Origin of the sequence: Alysiella crassa DSM 2578 (genome assembly GCF_000745955.1) — a bacterium.
Taxonomy (GTDB): Bacteria; Pseudomonadota; Gammaproteobacteria; order Burkholderiales; family Neisseriaceae; genus Simonsiella; species Simonsiella crassa.
Map to the genome: position 1 here is coordinate 1 of NZ_JQKH01000053.1, position 16,900 is coordinate 16,900.

The 16,900-nt window shown below is 45.4% G+C and carries 15 protein-coding genes and 3 tRNA genes; 11 read left to right on the forward strand and 7 right to left on the reverse strand.

From position 1 onward, the window contains the following. Window positions 1-364: 364 nt before the first annotated feature. From Q338_RS08360 to serS, 3 genes are all read right to left on the reverse strand, one after another. Complete coding sequence (locus Q338_RS08360; protein ID WP_377896404.1) at window positions 365-769, reverse strand: rhodanese-like domain-containing protein; 405 nt, start codon at window positions 767-769, stop codon at window positions 365-367. 24 nt (window positions 770-793) lie between these two features. Further along, on the reverse strand, window positions 794-1,132 hold the full coding sequence (locus Q338_RS08365) for a carboxymuconolactone decarboxylase family protein (RefSeq protein ID WP_034294158.1): 339 nt from the start codon (window positions 1,130-1,132) through the stop codon (window positions 794-796). 280 nt (window positions 1,133-1,412) lie between these two features. Beyond that, complete coding sequence (serS, locus tag Q338_RS08370; protein WP_034294161.1) at window positions 1,413-2,705, reverse strand: serine--tRNA ligase; 1,293 nt, start codon at window positions 2,703-2,705, stop codon at window positions 1,413-1,415. Between the two features lie 275 nt (window positions 2,706-2,980). Between serS and Q338_RS08375 the strand changes: the two genes are divergently transcribed. The 4 genes from Q338_RS08375 to Q338_RS08390 all read left to right on the forward strand — a co-directional run bounded on the left by Q338_RS08375 (window position 2,981) and on the right by Q338_RS08390 (window position 4,004). After that, window positions 2,981-3,058: transfer RNA gene (locus Q338_RS08375), tRNA-Pro, on the forward strand. 29 nt (window positions 3,059-3,087) lie between these two features. Beyond that, window positions 3,088-3,164, forward strand: a tRNA-Arg gene (locus Q338_RS08380). A gap of 16 nt (window positions 3,165-3,180) precedes the next feature. Then, window positions 3,181-3,257 (forward strand) — tRNA-His (locus Q338_RS08385). Between the two features lie 144 nt (window positions 3,258-3,401). After that, window positions 3,402-4,004, forward strand: coding sequence for an opacity family porin (locus Q338_RS08390; protein ID WP_051968564.1), 603 nt, complete (start codon window positions 3,402-3,404; stop codon window positions 4,002-4,004). Between the two features lie 176 nt (window positions 4,005-4,180). Here the strand turns inward: Q338_RS08390 and Q338_RS08395 are convergent, their stop codons facing one another. Then, on the reverse strand, window positions 4,181-4,873 hold the full coding sequence (locus tag Q338_RS08395) for a Bax inhibitor-1 family protein (protein ID WP_034294164.1): 693 nt from the start codon (window positions 4,871-4,873) through the stop codon (window positions 4,181-4,183). 105 nt (window positions 4,874-4,978) lie between these two features. Beyond that, the gene (def, locus tag Q338_RS08400) at window positions 4,979-5,491 is read right to left on the reverse strand and encodes a peptide deformylase (protein ID WP_034294188.1); all 513 of its coding nucleotides are present in this window, start codon (window positions 5,489-5,491) and stop codon (window positions 4,979-4,981) included. Window positions 5,492-5,845: 354 nt separating this feature from the next. Here def and Q338_RS08405 point away from each other — a divergent pair, with 354 nt between their 5' ends. Beyond that, on the forward strand, window positions 5,846-7,123 hold the full coding sequence (locus Q338_RS08405; protein ID WP_034294167.1) for a LysM peptidoglycan-binding domain-containing protein: 1,278 nt from the start codon (window positions 5,846-5,848) through the stop codon (window positions 7,121-7,123). A 66-nt stretch (window positions 7,124-7,189) separates the two neighbouring features. Continuing rightward, entirely contained in the window at window positions 7,190-7,420 is a 231-nt protein-coding gene (locus Q338_RS08410) for a hypothetical protein (RefSeq protein ID WP_034294170.1), read from the forward strand. 94 nt (window positions 7,421-7,514) lie between these two features. Here the strand turns inward: Q338_RS08410 and Q338_RS08415 are convergent, their stop codons facing one another. After that, window positions 7,515-9,407: an autotransporter domain-containing protein gene (locus Q338_RS08415; protein ID WP_034294173.1), complete on the reverse strand. Its 1,893-nt coding sequence runs from the start codon at window positions 9,405-9,407 to the stop codon at window positions 7,515-7,517. A gap of 209 nt (window positions 9,408-9,616) precedes the next feature. On the opposite strand from Q338_RS08415, the gene Q338_RS13795 reads away from it, so the two are divergent. Then, window positions 9,617-10,450: a toxin-antitoxin system YwqK family antitoxin gene (locus Q338_RS13795; protein ID WP_051968565.1), complete on the forward strand. Its 834-nt coding sequence runs from the start codon at window positions 9,617-9,619 to the stop codon at window positions 10,448-10,450. Window positions 10,451-10,538: 88 nt separating this feature from the next. Next, complete coding sequence (lpdA, locus tag Q338_RS08425) at window positions 10,539-11,972, forward strand: dihydrolipoyl dehydrogenase (protein ID WP_034294175.1); 1,434 nt, start codon at window positions 10,539-10,541, stop codon at window positions 11,970-11,972. Between the two features lie 76 nt (window positions 11,973-12,048). Here lpdA and galU read toward each other — a convergent pair whose 3' ends face one another. After that, window positions 12,049-12,933: a UTP--glucose-1-phosphate uridylyltransferase GalU gene (gene galU, locus Q338_RS08430; RefSeq protein ID WP_034294177.1), complete on the reverse strand. Its 885-nt coding sequence runs from the start codon at window positions 12,931-12,933 to the stop codon at window positions 12,049-12,051. Window positions 12,934-13,143: 210 nt separating this feature from the next. Between galU and Q338_RS08435 the strand changes: the two genes are divergently transcribed. The 3 genes from Q338_RS08435 to Q338_RS08445 all read left to right on the forward strand — a co-directional run. Beyond that, window positions 13,144-13,347: a (2Fe-2S)-binding protein gene (locus tag Q338_RS08435; RefSeq protein WP_034294178.1), complete on the forward strand. Its 204-nt coding sequence runs from the start codon at window positions 13,144-13,146 to the stop codon at window positions 13,345-13,347. 409 nt (window positions 13,348-13,756) lie between these two features. Next, window positions 13,757-14,677, forward strand: a complete 921-nt coding sequence (locus tag Q338_RS08440) for an OmpA family protein (RefSeq protein ID WP_034294180.1) — start codon at window positions 13,757-13,759, stop codon at window positions 14,675-14,677. 126 nt (window positions 14,678-14,803) lie between these two features. Further along, the coding region (locus Q338_RS08445) for an Ig-like domain-containing protein (protein WP_034294182.1) at window positions 14,804-16,900 on the forward strand (2,097 nt) is incomplete at its 3' end.

Genomic DNA, 16,900 nt, shown 5'->3' on the forward strand with positions numbered 1-16,900 from the left:
GCCTTTCAGTACACGACAATTTTGCCAATCACAAATCATGTAGGGTGCGCCCTGCGCACCAAATAACTGAATAATTTAAATATTGTGGTGAATTTGGTGCGCACGGCGCACCCTACTGTTATTTTTGTCGTGTACTGAAAGGCAGCCTGAAAAGCTGTGGTATAAAAAATATAGTGAATTCAGTTTAAACCAGTACAGCGTTGCCAGATCTCTTATGTATGTGTGTACACGGCGGTTGCTGCCGCCTTGTCCTGATTTAAATTGAATCTACTATTATGATATGATGATAAAATAGCGTATCCACCAAATCAATATTTGATTTGGTGGATACGCTATTTTTGCTGTTTTAGGCTGTCTCAATTTATTATTTCAAACCCTGTTTAACCAAATCATCATAAGCACCATGATTAGTCAAATTGGTATAACCCAATTTTTTCAATTCTTGCAAGGCAATTTCTGAACGGCGACCTGAACGACAATATACATTAATCGGTGTATTTTTATCAGGAACCAATGATGCAATTTTTCCTGCAATTTCATCATGTGGAATATGATGTGCATCAGATAAATGCCCAGCTTGATATTCATCAGCAGTACGTACATCAATCCAAACACCTGCCGCTTTTTGCACTGTTTGAGGTTGAGGTGTGGCTGGTGGAGTCGTTTGCACGGTTGGTGTATCATTGGCTTGGTTATTAGCTTGGCTTGGGGTGCAAGCTTGCATGGCAAATAACAAGGGTAAAATAAGCCATTTGTTCATGTTTTTCATGATGTTTTACCTTGTAAAATAAAATTATTTTTGGGCTTCAACAGCTTCCAAAGCACGCAGAGCATAAGCATAGGCTGCACCAGCATTCAAAGAAATGGCAGTTGCTAATGCGCCTGCAATTTCACTTTCACTTGCGCCTGCGGCGATGGCTTTTTCGGCGTGAACGCTAATGCAACTTTCGCAACGTGTGGTAATGGCTACTGCAATGGCAATCAACTCACGTGTTTTTTCATCTAATGCCTCGGCGGCGGCAGCTTGGTTTAAATTACCATAGGCAGCCAACATTTTGGGGTGGGTTTGACCTAATTTAGCAAAAGAGGCTTTGGTGTGGTCGCTCATTTGTTTCCAATCAGCAAATGACATAATATTACTCCATGAAAATAAGGGTTAATCAAGTGACTTATTATGGCAATTTTTTTGAGAAAAAACTGATTAAATTGTTGCAAATTATCTTAAAAATAGTTCATTTTAGGTTTTAGGTTACCTATAAGTCGTAGAAGTGAAAAAGCACTACAGCGTTGCCAGCTCCCTTATTATACTCGGTGTACTCGGTGTTCACCGTCTCCTTGTATTGCATTTTCCCTTCTACGACTATAGCTACTGCGCTTGCTGAAAAAGATTTTCAGGCTGCCTGAAATATTGTTTACAGTTCTAACTTCTCAATTCCACCCAAATACGGACGCAATGCCACAGGAATGTTGATTGAACCATCGGCATTTTGGTGGTTTTCCAACACCGCCACCAAAGCGCGCCCCACCGCCAAACCTGAACCGTTCAAAGTATGCACCAAACGGTTTTTGCCATTTTCGTCTTTAAAACGGGCTTTCATGCGGCGTGCTTGGAAATCTTCGCAATTTGAACAGCTTGAAATTTCACGATAGGTGTTTTGTGCGGGCACCCACACTTCCAAATCGTAGGTTTTGGTTGCGCCAAAGCCCATGTCGCCCGTACACAACACAATCACGCGATAGGGCAATTCCAGTAATTGCAAGATTTTTTCTGCGTGTCCCACCATTTCTTCCAGCGCGTCATACGATTTGTCGGGGTGGACGATTTGTACCATTTCCACTTTGTCAAATTGGTGCTGGCGAATCAAACCGCGTGTGTCTTTGCCATGTGAACCCGCTTCGCTGCGGAAACAGGGCGAATGGGCGGTCAATTTAATCGGCAAATCGCTTTCAGGCAGCACGCGCTCGCGCACGGTGTTGGTGAGTGTAACCTCGGCGGTGGGGATTAAATATTGTGTCAATTTGGATTCATCGCCGCCGCGCGTAACGTGGAACAAATCTTCGCCAAATTTGGGCAACTGACCCGTGCCAATCAGCGTGGAATCGCTCACAATATAAGGGGTGTAGCATTCGGTGTAGCCGTGTTGCGTGGTGTGCGTGTCCAGCATAAATTGCGCCAAAGCGCGATGCAAACGCGCAATTTGCCCTTTCATCAATGAAAAACGTGCGCCCGATAATTGCGCGGCTGTTTCAAAATCCAAACCCAAAGCCGCGCCCAAATCCACATGGTCTTTTACAGCAAAATCAAAGGTTTTGGGTGTGCCGATTTTGCGAATTTCCACATTTTCGGTTTCGTCTGCGCCCACAGGCACGCTTTCGTGTGGCAAATTGGGTACGCTCAACAGCAAATCGTCCAAAGCTGCCTGAATGCGTGGCAAATCCTGTTCAATTTTGTCCATTTCATTTTTAATTTCAGCAACTTGAGATTTCGCTGCGTCCGCTTCATCTTTTTTGCCTTGCCCCATCAATGCGCCGATTTGTTTGGACAAACTATTGCGTTGCGCTTGCAACTCTTCGTTTTTCATTTGCAATTGCTTGCGTTGCGCTTCCAATTCATTGAATTGATTCGTATCCAACACAAAACCGCGTCCCGCCAAACGCGCCGCTACTGCGTTAATATCATTGCGTAATAATTGAACGTCTAACATGATTTTTCCTGCCAATTTGATTTGAGAATAAAAGAGCTATTTTATCCGAAAACACGTTTTCAGGCTGCCTTTCAGTACACGACAAAATTCATGTAGGGTGCGTACCACGCACCAAATCATTATTTTTATCGCACACTTTCAGGCAGCCTGAACCCCCAAAAGCCACATTTCCCCCAAAAATAAATTCAATAAAAACAAAATAATTTAAAAAAATCCCTGCCACGTGATTGACCGAAAAACCCACATTCACTATAATTCAAATCTTTCAAGCACGTCGGGGCGTAGCGCAGCCCGGTTAGCGCATCTGCTTTGGGAGCAGAGGGTCGTGAGTTCGAATCCCACCGCCCCGACCACACTTGAAACCACACAAAAAACGCCAGATGCGCCCGTAGCTCAACTGGATAGAGCACTCGCCTTCTAAGCGAGCGGTTACGGGTTCGATTCCTGTCGGGCGTGCCAGTTTTCTCCTAGTGTGGTGGCTGTAGCTCAGTTGGTTAGAGCATCGGATTGTGATTCCGAGGGTCGTGGGTTCGAGCCCCATCTGCCACCCCATCAAATTCAAAACCGTGTTAGTTCTTAACTAACACGGTTTTTGTTTTATTTACAAGTTTTTATGATGAGAAACACTTTGCGTGTACTCGCTTTTCTATTAAAATGTATATTTTACAATGTTAATTTTTGCAAGGGTATGATTTAATGAATAAAAAATTATTGTCTAAACTGATTGTTGCTGTGCTGGGTGTGGGCGTAACGCAAGCTGCATTGGCAGATGAAATCACAGGCAGCTATGTGCAAGGCGATTTGGGTTTGGCATACATGAAAGCCGACACGGTGAAACACGACAATGTGGGCAGAGCCTTGAAAGATTCATACAATGATTCAAAATTAATGCCGCGTGTGAGCGTGGGCTACGATTTTGGCGATTGGCGCGTGGCGGGCGATTACACGCATTACGGCACGATTGACGAAAGCAACGGCGCAAGTAAATCGGAAACCAAAGTAAGCGGTGCAGGTTTGGCGGCGATTTATGATTTCAACACGGCTTTGCCTGTGCCTGTTACGCCTTATGTGGGAGCGCGTTTGTCGGTGAACAAGGTGAAACAGGAAACCACCGTTGCCAATGGCACAACGTTAAGCACGCACAAAGACAGCAGCACGAAAGTTAGCCCTGGTTTATTGGCGGGCGTGAATTATAAATTAGACCGCAATTTTACTGTGGATATGGGCTACCGTTACAATCATTTGGACAGCGATGTGCAAGTGCATGAAGCAGCCGTAGGTTTGCGTTACACGTTTTAATTGAAAAAATATAGTGAATTCAATTTAAACCAGTACAGCGTTGCCAGCTCCCTTATGTACTAGGTGTACACGGCGGTCGCTGTCGCCTTGTCCTGATTTAAATTGAATCCACTATAAAATACAGGCAGCCTGAAAAATATTTTCAGGCTGCCTGTATTTTTGGTTTACGCGATTAATTAATCATCATTGCCCGCAAATGCCAACAACAAGTGCAACAAGCTGCTGAACAAATTGTACACGCTAATGAAAATGCTCAATGCTGCGCTGATGTGGCTGTCTTCGCCGCCTTCCAAAATCACGCGCACTTGCCACATAATCATCAGGCTGCTGAAGAATACAAACACGCCTGAAATCGTCAATGATAATACGGGCAATTGCAAGAAAATATTTGCCACGACACCAATCATTAAAATAATCCCACCCGTCATCAGGAATTTACCTAATGCGTTAGAATTGATTTTGCTGCTGCGTGCCAATTGCGCCATCGTGAAGAAAATACCAGCTGTCATCAAAGCGGCAATGCCCACCAAAGACGCACCATTACTGTGTCCGCCCAGTGCGTAGCCCAACAAAGGAGACAACATAATCCCCATGCCAAACGTAAACACCATTAACAGGGTAACGCCTGTATTGTTGTAACGATTTTTTTCAATCATGAAATTCATGCCATAGAAAAATGCAAAAAACAGACCTAAAACAATCCATTTATTGCCAATCGAAGCCAATGGGTTAAACATCAAACCTGCAAACGCGCCCGCCGCGCATGGCAAAAATGACCACGCCAACAAGCTGTAGGTTTTTTGCAAAATCACTTCTTGGCTTTGTACTTCCGTACCAATATTTTGATAATCTTGAATTTGATTGTCCATTGTTTTTTCCTTTAGTGTGTTGATTAAACAAAAATGAATGGGGATTGTAACGTAAATATTTTAAATTGTGGGAATTGATTTTCAGGCTGCCTGAAAAATGCTGACTCACGCGTGTTTCATTTCTTCACGTTCACGTTTTTTCAATTTGGTTTTAATGCGATTTTGTTTCATGGTGGACAGGTATTCCACAAACACTTTGCCTGCCAAATGGTCTAATTCATGCTGAATGCAGATGGCGAGTAAACCGTCTGCGTCTAATTTTTGCGGTTTGCCGTCCACGTCTAAAAATTCTACGCTAACGCGTTCTGCGCGGGTAACGGTGTCGTAAATCCCTGGTACGGACAGGCAGCCTTCTTCGTAGGTGGTTTCGCCCTCTTTGTGGGTGATGATGGGGTTGATAAGGGTGATGAGTTGGTTGCGCTCTTCGCTCAAATCAATCACGACCACGCGCTCATGCACATCAATTTGGGTGGCGGCTAAACCAATGCCGCGTGCTTCGTACATGGTTTCTGCCATATCGGCAGCTAATTGTTTGATGCGCTCGTCCACTTGTTCCACAGGCTTGGCGACAATGTGTAAACGTGGGTCTGGGTATTTTAAAATAGGGAGTAATGCCATAATTTCAATCTCGTGAATGGGGTTATTGTGCAAAATTCGGTTTTTCAGGCTGCCTTTGGGGGGACACGACAACTACATGTAGGGTGCATATTACGCACCAAAATGCCAAATGGTTTGAATGATTTGGTGCGTGGTACGCCCCTACATTTTGGGTGTTTGTAAAAACAGTCGTGTATTTTCAGGCAGCCTGAAAACTTTATTTTGGGTTTAATCGGTTCAATTTTATAAAAAATTGTGGCAAAGTTGCCATTGAATTTTGGGAAAATAACATAAATAGTGGCAAAGTTCTATTGAAATGCACTATTATTCGGTTTATTTTCCCCAAGTTTATCAATTTTTTTAAAGAGAGTTGCAATGAATAAACAAATTATTACACTGCTTTGCGCGGCAGGTATTGCCATTTCCGCGCCTGCTTTTGCCAAAGGTTTGAAAGTGAAACCGAATGCGCCCAAACGCTATGTTGTGAAACAAGGCGACACTTTATGGGGCGTGTCGGGTAAATATTTGTATCGCCCACATCAATGGCCGAGCTTGTGGAATATGAACCGCGCCAAAATCCGCAATCCGCATTTGATTTACCCAGGGCAAGTGTTGTATTTAACTTATGTGAATGGTCGCCCTGTGTTGCGCGTGGGCAAAGGCGCGTCGGGTCGCCGTAGCGGTTTTGTGAAACTGCGTCCGCATGTACGCGATATGGGTTCGGGTTATGGCATTCAAACTTTGGACGTGGATTTCTACCGCCTGTTTATGAAGCACCCACAATTTGTGTCTGACAAAGAATTGGCACACGCACCACGCATTGTGGCAGGTCCAGAAGGTCGTGATATTTACACCGCCACCGACCGCATTTACGCAGACGGCATGGTAGATGCGGGCGAATACTTAATTTTCCGCGTGAGCCAAGATTTGAAAGACCCTATAACAGGCAAATCATTGGGCAAATTGGTGGAATTCAGCGGCGAAGCAGTAACGCTGAACAACAACAATTCCGCACTCGCTGAACGCGACAACACCACCGCTTTGGACGGCTTGAAGCCCAAAGAACGCGCTAAATTGGAAGCAAAATTGGGCAGCGATGAATATTATGTGAAATCAGACAATGCGAAAAAACCCACCGCCGTGCGTTCTGCCGTGCCGATGACAATTGAAACGGCAGCGTCTGAAATTCAACGTGGCGATTATTTGATTCGCAAACCTGATGTGTTGAACATGTTTAACGCTATGCCACACGCACCCGATGGTGCGACTGAAGCGCGTATCGTATCGGTGATGGACGGCATTTCGGAAGCGGGTATGGGTCAAACCATTATCCTGAACAAGGGTACGGCTGACGGCGTGGACGAAGGCACAGTATTGTCGGTGTACAAAGGCAACCGTTTGGTGAACACCGCTTGGAATAACCCTGACAAAAAAGCCACCAAAGTGGTAAGCTTGCCCACAGAAGAAATGGGCTTGGTGATGGTTTACCGTGCGGGCGAGCATGTGTCTTCGGCGATTGTGTTGGAAAGCAAAAACTCGGTTAGTGCGGAAGATGTGTTGCGCGAACCAGGACAGGATTTGGAAACTTTTGATGACGCAAATTTTATGCGCGATGGCATGATTGAGGGGCAGAAAAAGTTTTATCAAAAATAATTGATTAAATAAACTTCAGGCAGCCTGAATGCTTTTCAGGCTGCCTGAAGTTTTGGGGAAATGAGTATGTGGCATATTGTGTTGATTGGTTATGTGTTTACCACGATGATGTTTTCTTTGGCGCAACCGAGTATTGCGCGGGCGTTGATTTATTTGGTGTTTTGGACGATTTTGCCGACTGTGTTTGTGGTGTGGGTGGCGGTGGTGCGGCGGCGCAATAAGTTGGCAAAATTGGCAGAACAACGCGAATTCGCCGAAAAACAAAATTTGCCTAATCCAAATAATGAGCAAATTTAATTTGGGCAAATCCATTGGTTCGCCAAAAAATCAGGCAGCCTGAAAACGGGGAAAACCCATTTTTAGGCTGCCTATTTATTGAAATATCAATTAATTAGAAACTGTAGATAACGCCCATAAACACATTGGCACCTTTATTGTCATGGTCGCCTTTGTAGCCCGAAATGCCGAAATTCAGGCTGCTGCCGTTTACCATGTGTTGAATGCCGATGGTGGCGGAAGTCAGGTTTTTATTGGCTTGGGCGGCTGGCGCGTTAAATTTGACGGTGGGGACGGTTTTTAAACGTGCGCTAATATTGATTTCAGGGTCTAAAAAATTGTGGCTGTGGCTCACGCTACCCAACAGTGAAGTGTTGGGCAGGAAACGCCAATCGGCTTGCAAACCCACTTCGCCGTTTACGCTTTCGTGTTTTTGTTTTTCAAACATCATGGCGGTGGACAAAGTGCTGTTGTTTTCGCTTAACAAGCCCAGTTGTACGCGTTGTGCGTTTGCGCCGATATAGGGGGTCAATTGCAAGCGTTCATGTGGCGCAAAACGGTAGGCAAGCCGTGCGCCTGCGCCCAAACGGTAGCCGTCTGTATTGGCTTGATGAACGCGTGTGGCGGCACCTAATTTAACGCGGCGGTCGGTGTCTAATTTAAAGTGGTCATAATTCAGTTGTGCGCTGAGACGCAAATTGCCCCAATCATGGCGATGGAATAAGCCCCCACCTATGGTTTGCACTTCATAGCCGCCGCCATTGTCCCATTGATTTTCTTGTTGGCGGGCATGGACGTGTACGCCTGTTTGCCCGCGACCTTGTTGCCCAAAACTTGCGCCAATAGACAGGGTAGGAATGCTGTCGCCATCGCCAAAGAAATCGCTGGTTTTGTGGGTGGTGCTATCTACCCATAAGCCGTTTTGGTTTTCAGGCAGCGTGTTGATTTTGCGGTAGGTGTCTTGGTCTTGTTGCAGGGTTTGTTGATTTAATTGTTGGGTTATGCTGCTGATTTGTTTGGGGGATTCTAATACGGAAATCGCATAATCGCCAATCAGGGCATGACCGCCGCCTGTAGGGTGGAGGCTGTCGGCAAAGAAATGGGTTTGGTTGGCATTTTCTGCAACCAGATGGTTTTGGTTACACGTTAAGGCGTTTTGGCTCAAGGTGGTGTTGGTTTTGCAGGCTGCCGAATGTGCGTTTTGGAAACCATAGCTGCGTGGGTTGGTGGAAATTTCACGCATAAGCGTAAACATATCCAATGGAATCACATTTGCACCTGTGTTTGCCAAGGCGGTGTTTAAAGTGGTGGCGTAAGACTGGGTAATCGCGCTGGCAATCGGTTGTGCGGGCGTACCCAACACCGATGGCGACAAGCCAATATCAGGCACATTCGGCACGATAATGTATTGTGCGCCTGCGTCTTTTAATTGTTTGATGGCTTGGGCGGTTTCTTGTGCGGTTTGATTGATGGTGGGCGTGGTGGCAGCCTGCAAAGCCAAACCGCGCTCGGTAGTAGAAGCATTCGGATTGGCTTGTACATAGGCTTGCATGGCGCGCGCGGCGTTGGGAATGAGTGTGAGCAAATTGCCCGCGCCCGATGTTACGCCATACAAGGCTTTGTCGTCGGCTTTGCCGCCCGATGATTTTAAATAATTGCCAATTTGCGTGGCGGTGGACGGAATGGCAATGCTCATGCCCGCCAAATTCAGGCTGCTGTCTTGCCCTGCCAATGCGCCACCTGCGGCGTAGTTGGTGCCTGTTTGACCGTTGCCATTGGGTGTGGCGTGTGTGCCGTAATGGGCGGCGACGTGTTCGCTCCACATTTTGTCATCGCCGACATTGGTGGTGAATTTGCCCGATGGGTTTACCGCTTGGCTGGTAATGGGTTTGAAAAAGCCGCTATCTGATTGACTGTCGCCAAAAAAATAGGTTTGGCTAAATGTGTTGGCATGGCTGCTCACCATGCTGCTAATGGTGATGGCTAGGAAAGTTAAACGTGTTTTCATGATTTTTATTCAATAAAATAACAAAAATTAACAATTGGTATTTTAATATTAAACTCTAAAAATGGGTACAAAAACATTTTCAGGCAGCCTGAAAACGGTAAAAGCGCAACAGCTTGATGACAATTCAGGCAGCCTGAAAATCCGCCCTAGCTTTTTTCAGCGCAACACTTTAGAATTCGTCTACAATAACATCGGACAATATTCCCCCCATGATAAAATCTATTTTAACTCTGCTGCTGGTGTCCATTGGCTTGACTGCTTGCGATGGCACACCCAAACCGAATACGGCAAACCCATCGGCTGTTGCCAGCGTTTCAGGCAGCCTGAACGATGGAAATCCCTATCAAGACAAAACATTAACTTTTGCCGCCCAAGATGTCGCGCCCAATCAATTGGACTACATCGCCGCCAGCGCACCCACTACATTTTATTACACCCCACAAGGCGAACCCAGCCCTACCCAAGTAGAAAATGGCTATTATCGCCAAATTTTAGGCAAAACCAGCGATGGGCGCAGCGTGGTACAAGATTTCTACCAAGCCACGCAAAAACCGCAAACTTCGCCCTTTATCCTGATGGTCAATGCCAGCGAGCAAAGTTTTGACAAATCGGTGCTGGACAGCCGCGTGATTTGGTACGATGGACAAGGCGAAATCACCAGCGTGGGCGAATTCAGCAATGGCGTGCAACAAGGTTGGCTCAATGTGTATGAATTCAATCAATTGATTATGCAATTGCGCGACCACGACAAGGGCATAGACATACGCTATTTTGTGCCCAGCGAACAATTGTGGGGCGAAGCGCGTTTACAAGAAAATTTGAATACGGGCGCGGTTTCATTGGCAAATCTCACGTTTTATCATGGCAATGGCAAAGTGTTGAGTGAAGTCAAAGTAGATGAATCGGGCAAACCCACAGGCGTGAACACTTATGACATCAATGGGCAACGCGTGGATGCCAAACAAAACGCCACATTAAACGAAACCATGTTGCGCCGTTTTGCGGTGCTGATGGGCAAATTGCCACAATTGATGGCACGATGATTTTTCAGGCTGCCTGAATGAATCGGGAATATTTTTTCAGGCTGCCTTTATTTTTAACCCACTTACTTTTATTTTTGAAGGAATCAATATGTCTCAATATGATGTAGTCGTAATTGGTGCAGGGCCTGGTGGATATGTGGCTGCGATTAGAGCGGCGCAACTGGGTTTCAAAACCGCTTGCGTGGACGCGGGCGTGAACAAAGCGGGCGACGCACCTGCTTTGGGTGGCACTTGCTTGAATGTGGGCTGTATTCCGTCTAAAGCATTGTTGCAATCATCTGAACACGTTCACGCGGCTTTGCACGATTTTGGCGCACACGGCATTACGGTGAGCGCGGTGCATTTTGACGCGGCAAAAATGATTGAACGCAAAGACCAAATTGTAACCAAATTAACGGGTGGCATTAAATTCTTGTTCCAAAAAAATAAAGTGGACAGCCTGTTTGGTCGTGGCTCATTTGTGGGCAAAAACGGCGATTTTTGGCAAATTCAAGTGGACAATAAAGGCGAAAAATCCACCATTGAAGCCAAACACATTATCGTGGCAACAGGTTCATCGCCGCGCCAATTGCCTGCTTTGGTGGACATTGATAATGAAATCGTGTTGGACAACGAAGGCGCGTTGAATTTGACCAGCGTGCCTGCGAAATTGGGTGTGATTGGTTCGGGCGTGATTGGTTTGGAAATGGGTTCGGTATGGAAACGTGTTGGCTCGGAAGTAACCATTTTGGAAGCTGCACCGACTTTCATGGCGGCGGCTGACCAGCAAATTGCCAAAGAAGCGTTTAAATATTTCACCAAAGAGCAAGGTTTGGACATCAAACTGGGCGTGAAAATCAAGCAAATCAACCGCGCCAAAAACAGCGTTACCGTAGAATACGAAGTGAACGGTGAGTCATTTAGCGATACTTACGACAAACTCATTATTGCCATCGGTCGCGTGCCCAATACAGACGGTTTGAACGCGGAAGGCGTGGGTTTGAATAAAGACGAGCGCGGTTTTATTGTGGTGGACGAAGATTGTCGCACGAATTTACCCAATGTTTGGGCGATTGGCGACGTGGTGCGCGGGCCCATGTTGGCGCACAAAGCCAGCGATGAAGGCGTGGCGGTTGCCGAGCGCATTGCGGGTCAAAAACCGCATTTGGATTTCAACTGCATTCCTTGGGTGATTTACACCGACCCCGAAATCGCGTGGGTGGGTCAAACCGAAGAGCAATTGCAGGCTGCGGGCATTGAATACAAAAAAGGCACATCAGGCTTTGGCGCAAACGGTCGCGCTTTGGGCATGGGCAAAGCCAAAGGCACGGTAAAAATCTTGTCTTGCGCGAAAACCGACCGCGTGTTGGGCGTACACATGATTGGGCCGATGGTGAGCGAATTGGTGGCAGAAGCGGTGATGGCGATGGAATTTAAAGCCAGCAGCGAAGACATTGCCCGCATTGTTCACGCGCACCCGAGCTTGTCGGAAGTGGTACACGAAGCGGCTTTGGCGGTGGATAAACGTGCATTACATGGTTAATTACATTTAATTTTTTGGTTTAATTAAATAATTAGGCAGCCTGAAAAATTTTCAGGCTGCCTAATTTGTTTGTTAATTAACCTTCTAATGCCGCATAGCGTCTAACCAAATCACGGAATTCCGCGCTGGTGTCGGGGTGTTTCAGACCAAAAGCGAGCGTGGCTTCCAAATAACCAATTTTGCTGCCACAATCATAACGAATTCCATCAAACGCATGCGCCAACACAGGCTCATATTCCAATAAAGTCGCAATGCCATCGGTCAATTGAATTTCATTGCCTGCGCCACGTTGCGTGTTTTCCAATAATTCAAAAATGCGCGGTGTGAGAATATATCGCCCCACCACCGCCAAATTAGACGGCGCATTTTCAGGTTTTGGTTTTTCCACAATGCTTTGAATACGTTGAAAATCATGCCATGGAGCAATTTCCACAATGCCATACGAACCCGTTTCCTGAGGGTGTACCGTTTCCACGCCCAAAACGCTGCTGCCTGTTTGATTATAGATTTGAATCATTTGGCTTAATGCACCGCGTGGTGCATCAATCAAATCGTCTGCCAACAAAACCGCAAATGGCTCATCATTAATCGCCGCTTGCGCACACAATACCGCGTGTCCCAAGCCCAAAGCTTCCGCCTGACGAATATACATACAGGTAACATGACTGGGCAAAATATCCTGAACTTGCTCCAATAATTTTTCTTTATTACGCAAGGATAATTCGGTTTCCAGCTCATAGGCTTTGTCAAAATGGTCTTCAATGCTGCGTTTGCCGCGCCCTGTAACGAAAATAATTTCTGTGCAGCCTGCTTCAATCGCTTCTTCTACCGCGTATTGAATCAAAGGTTTGTCTACAATTGGCAACATTTCTTTGGGGGTAGATTTGGTGGCGGGCAAAAACCGCGTTCCCATGCCTGCTACTGGGAAAACTGCTTTGCGAATAGGTTTATGATGTTTCATCTAAATACCTTTATTTTCAAAAAATAAAGTGTCATTATAACCAAATTACAATAAGTTTCAATTTTCAGGCAGCCTGAACCGTAAAAACACTTGCAGAAAAAAATGAACGCAATTATCATTCAGCTAAATCAGTTTTACCAATTTGAATTCATAGTATTAAGCTATTAAAAATTCAAACCCGATAAAAAAAATTATGGAGAGGAAACAGCCATGTACGTTTGTATTTGTAATGCGATTAGCGACCGCCAAATTCAAGAAACCGTAGCGGCGGGCGCAACTTCTTTGGGTGATTTGAAAGACCAATTGGGCGTAGCGACTTGCTGTGGCTGTTGCGCCGAGCTTGCCAGCTCCTATTTGGGCAATCAGCACGCTAACGCCACCCAAATGGTTTCCCCGATTGTGGTAGAACATTAATTTTCTGATTGTCTCCGAAAACAAATAGGCAGCCTGAAAGCGAATTTTCAGGCTGCCTGTTTGTTTTTGACTATCTGCTGATTGATAAAAAATTATCTTTTATTTTTAAATATTATTGAAATTCATGAGATTAACAATTGATTACAATACTTTTCAAAATGAATAAAAATGAGCTTGTTTATTCTTTTAAATTAGATTCTTTATACTTAATTTGATGTGTTGATTTGATTTTTTAATAAAAATAAATGTTTAATATGTAGAGATAATGAGATTTAGTCTATTTGCTTTATTTTTTGTGTCAAGAATTGTAAGTTTTTTGATAAAAGTACCAACTGTACAATAAAATTTTGGTATGCAAATTGCTTTATAATAGAGTGTTTTTATTTTTCATTTTTTTAAGGGTGTTCCCATGAATATTTTAAATCAAAGTAAACAGTTAGCTCTGGTGGCACTGTTGGGTTTAGGGCTATTGTCCAGTGCGCAAGCCCGCGAAATAGACGACAAAGCACGCCGAGTAGGTGTGGTTCGTTGGCAAAAAGAAGCGGTGATAAGCCCACAAGATTTGTTGAATAAACAAATCCCTGAGAATACAGCCAGCATTTATTTTATTCGTCCGCAAGACGATGATGGATTGCAAACGAGTGCGAATGTGGCGATTAATGACCGTTTTCACACCAGTTTGCAGGCGGGGAATTACAGCCAAATTTTGTCATGTGTTGGCGTAAATCGGTTGAGTGCGGAGATTACGGGGCATAAGAACAATGACCTGTTGCGCAATGCGGTGAATTACGATTTGGAGAAAGAGCGCAATTACTTTTTTGAAGTGGACGTAGATGATGTAACGGGTGCGGCGAATATTCGCAGTTTGAGTCAAGAAGAAGCCTTACCTTTGTTGGAAAAGCAGCAAAGACATCAAGTTCACCAAATCACACGCGTTGTGCCTAATTGTGAACCAGGGCAACCACCAGTTGAAAAAATCTCAATTGAATTGAAAGTGTTGTTTGATACGGATAAACATTTTGTGAAACCGCAATACTATCCGAATATTGAAGAGGTTGTGGACTATATGCGCCGCTTCCCAGAGACTTCAGTGACTCTGGAAGGACATACGGATAGCCGCCAAACCGATGAATACAATATTGCTTTGTCGCAACGCCGTATGAATGCGGTGCGTAATATTATGATTCAGAAATATGGCATTGATGGCAGCCGAATTCGGGCGGTGGGTTATGGCGAAAGTCGCCCAGTGGCACCGAATGATTCAGCAGATAATATGCAATTGAACCGTCGTGTGGTGGCGGTATTTGAAGTGGCGGTACCGAAGCAATAATGCGTTTCAGGCAGCCTGAAATAGGGAACATCCGTTAGGGAATGGATTTCAGGCAGCCTGAAAGGGTAGCCCCGATAGCTAAAGAATTTAAGTTTAATTTTTAATTTTAATTGAAGGAACAAGACGATGAAACACATTATCGTTAAAACACACACGGCGGACAAAACCATTGGTGAAGTACGCGTCATTACCAAAGATGGTCAGCCTACGGTGATTAAAGCCGACCGCAATGTGAACTATGAATTTTTCCATGAAGAAATCAATGCCGCGCCGAATCATATTATTACCAAACGCGTAGGCGATGATTTGCACGTTTCGTTTGAACGCGAGGGTGCGGAAGTAGATTTGATTATTGAAGGTTTCTACGAATACGAGCATAACGCTTTGATTGGTATTGCAGAAAATGGTAGCTACTACTACTATATTCCCGATACAGGCGAAGTGGAAGATTATGTAACCAAATTGAAAGCGGGCGAGGTTGAGGGTCAGGCATTAGGCGGTGAGAATGTGATTGCGCCGTTGTGGTTGCCTGTGCCCAATGGTTTTGCGTTTCCGTGGTGGGCGTTGATTCCGTTGGTGCCCTTGTTGTTTATTGATAAAGATGGCGACCCAGAGCCTACGTCACCAGTATCGACGAATGCTGATGAAAAAGCAGGTACGTTTAATGAATTGACCAAATCCAACAATCCAGTTACCCAAAATATTATGGGCAATGACAAGGGCATTGATGTGAATTCATTGCGCTTGATTGACCCTGTGAGTGGCACACACACATATAAAGTGATTGTGCCAGGACAAGGTGTGTGGGAACTGAAAGCAGGTACGGACGAAGTAACGTTTACGCCTGAAAAAGGCTTTTTGGCAAATCCTACGCCGATTAACTATTATGCGGTAGGCACAAATGGTAGCTCGATTGAAAGCACACCTGTATCGGTGCAATACCCCTCTAAAACGACAGCAGACCGCAGCATTGGTGAAACAGGTAAGCCTAAAAGCGTCCACGTTGTTTCAAACGATGACAATACGATAGACCCAACGACTGTGCGTTTGGTAGACCCCAATTCGCCTACTGATAGCCCGATTTACACCGACAAATTGGTGGTACCAGGCGAAGGTACATGGACGGTGGATAAAGACGCCAATGGTGTGCCGACAGGTTATGTTACCTTTACGCCTGAAAAAGGCTTTACTGGCGACCCAACGCCAATTCATTATGTGGTGAACACCAAACCCAATAGCGATGGTACAACCGAGCAATTGCTGCCAACCCCTGTGTCTATTGAATACCCAACTCATCCCGTAGCTGACTTTAAAGTAGGCAGCAAAGGGCAGCCTGTTATCCAAAATGTAACCCAAAACGATGGTAATCAAGGCAAAGACGTAGACCCAACTTCAGTTCAATTGATTGACCCCAAAAACCCGAATACCCCAACGGACAAAGTGGTGGTAGCAGGTCAAGGTGTGTGGACGCTGAAAGTGGGTACGGACGAAGTAACCTTTACCCCAGAAGCTGGGTTTACAGGCACACCTACGCCTATTTTTTACATTGTCAATGATACAACGGGCGTTACTTTGCCCAAAACCACAGTAGGTGTGGCGTATCCTGATGTATTGGATACCACCCCTAAACCTGATTTCAAAACAGGTGTACCAGGGCAGCCTGTCACCCAAAAAGTGATTAGCAATGACGGTAATGGTGGCGACAATATTGACCCGACTTCGGTGCAACTGATTGACCCGAAAACGGGTACCCCAAGCACGTCTGTAACCGTGCCAAACGAAGGTGTGTGGACGACTACGCCGACAGGTGATGTAACCTTTACGCCGAACAAAGGCTTTAATGGCGACCCGACACCGATTAGCTATACCGTAAAAGACAAAGATGGCAACACTTTGCCGACCACAACAGTGGATGTTGGCTATCCATCAACCCAATTGACCCCAATGCCCACACCTGACAGCAAAACAGGCGTACCAGGGCAGCCTGTAACCCAAAATGTAACCAGCAATGATGGCGATAATGGCAAAGATGTAGACCCGAGTTCGGTGAAATTGATTGACCCGAAAACGGGTACACCAGGTACATCTGTAACTGTACCGAATGAAGGTGTATGGACAACGACGCCAACAGGCGATGTAACGTTTACGCCTAATAAAGATTTCACAGGTGATCCAACGCCGATTACTTACACCGTAACCGACAAAAACGGCAACACCTTGCCG

Bases quoted from the DNA above. Each gene is read 5' to 3' on its own strand.
- Q338_RS08360 (WP_377896404.1), bottom strand. From the start codon at position 769: ATGAAAAACATGAACAAATGGCTTATTTTACCCTTGTTATTTGCCATG.
- Q338_RS08365 (WP_034294158.1), bottom strand. From the start codon at position 1,132: ATGTCATTTGCTGATTGGAAACAAATGAGCGACCACACCAAAGCCTCT.
- serS (WP_034294161.1), bottom strand. From the start codon at position 2,705: ATGTTAGACGTTCAATTATTACGCAATGATATTAACGCAGTAGCGGCG.
- Q338_RS08390 (WP_051968564.1), top strand. From the start codon at position 3,402: ATGAATAAAAAATTATTGTCTAAACTGATTGTTGCTGTGCTGGGTGTG.
- Q338_RS08395 (WP_034294164.1), bottom strand. From the start codon at position 4,873: ATGGACAATCAAATTCAAGATTATCAAAATATTGGTACGGAAGTACAA.
- def (WP_034294188.1), bottom strand. From the start codon at position 5,491: ATGGCATTACTCCCTATTTTAAAATACCCAGACCCACGTTTACACATT.
- Q338_RS08405 (WP_034294167.1), top strand. From the start codon at position 5,846: ATGAATAAACAAATTATTACACTGCTTTGCGCGGCAGGTATTGCCATT.
- Q338_RS08410 (WP_034294170.1), top strand. From the start codon at position 7,190: ATGTGGCATATTGTGTTGATTGGTTATGTGTTTACCACGATGATGTTT.
- Q338_RS08415 (WP_034294173.1), bottom strand. From the start codon at position 9,407: ATGAAAACACGTTTAACTTTCCTAGCCATCACCATTAGCAGCATGGTG.
- Q338_RS13795 (WP_051968565.1), top strand. From the start codon at position 9,617: ATGATAAAATCTATTTTAACTCTGCTGCTGGTGTCCATTGGCTTGACT.
- lpdA (WP_034294175.1), top strand. From the start codon at position 10,539: ATGTCTCAATATGATGTAGTCGTAATTGGTGCAGGGCCTGGTGGATAT.
- galU (WP_034294177.1), bottom strand. From the start codon at position 12,933: ATGAAACATCATAAACCTATTCGCAAAGCAGTTTTCCCAGTAGCAGGC.
- Q338_RS08435 (WP_034294178.1), top strand. From the start codon at position 13,144: ATGTACGTTTGTATTTGTAATGCGATTAGCGACCGCCAAATTCAAGAA.
- Q338_RS08440 (WP_034294180.1), top strand. From the start codon at position 13,757: ATGAATATTTTAAATCAAAGTAAACAGTTAGCTCTGGTGGCACTGTTG.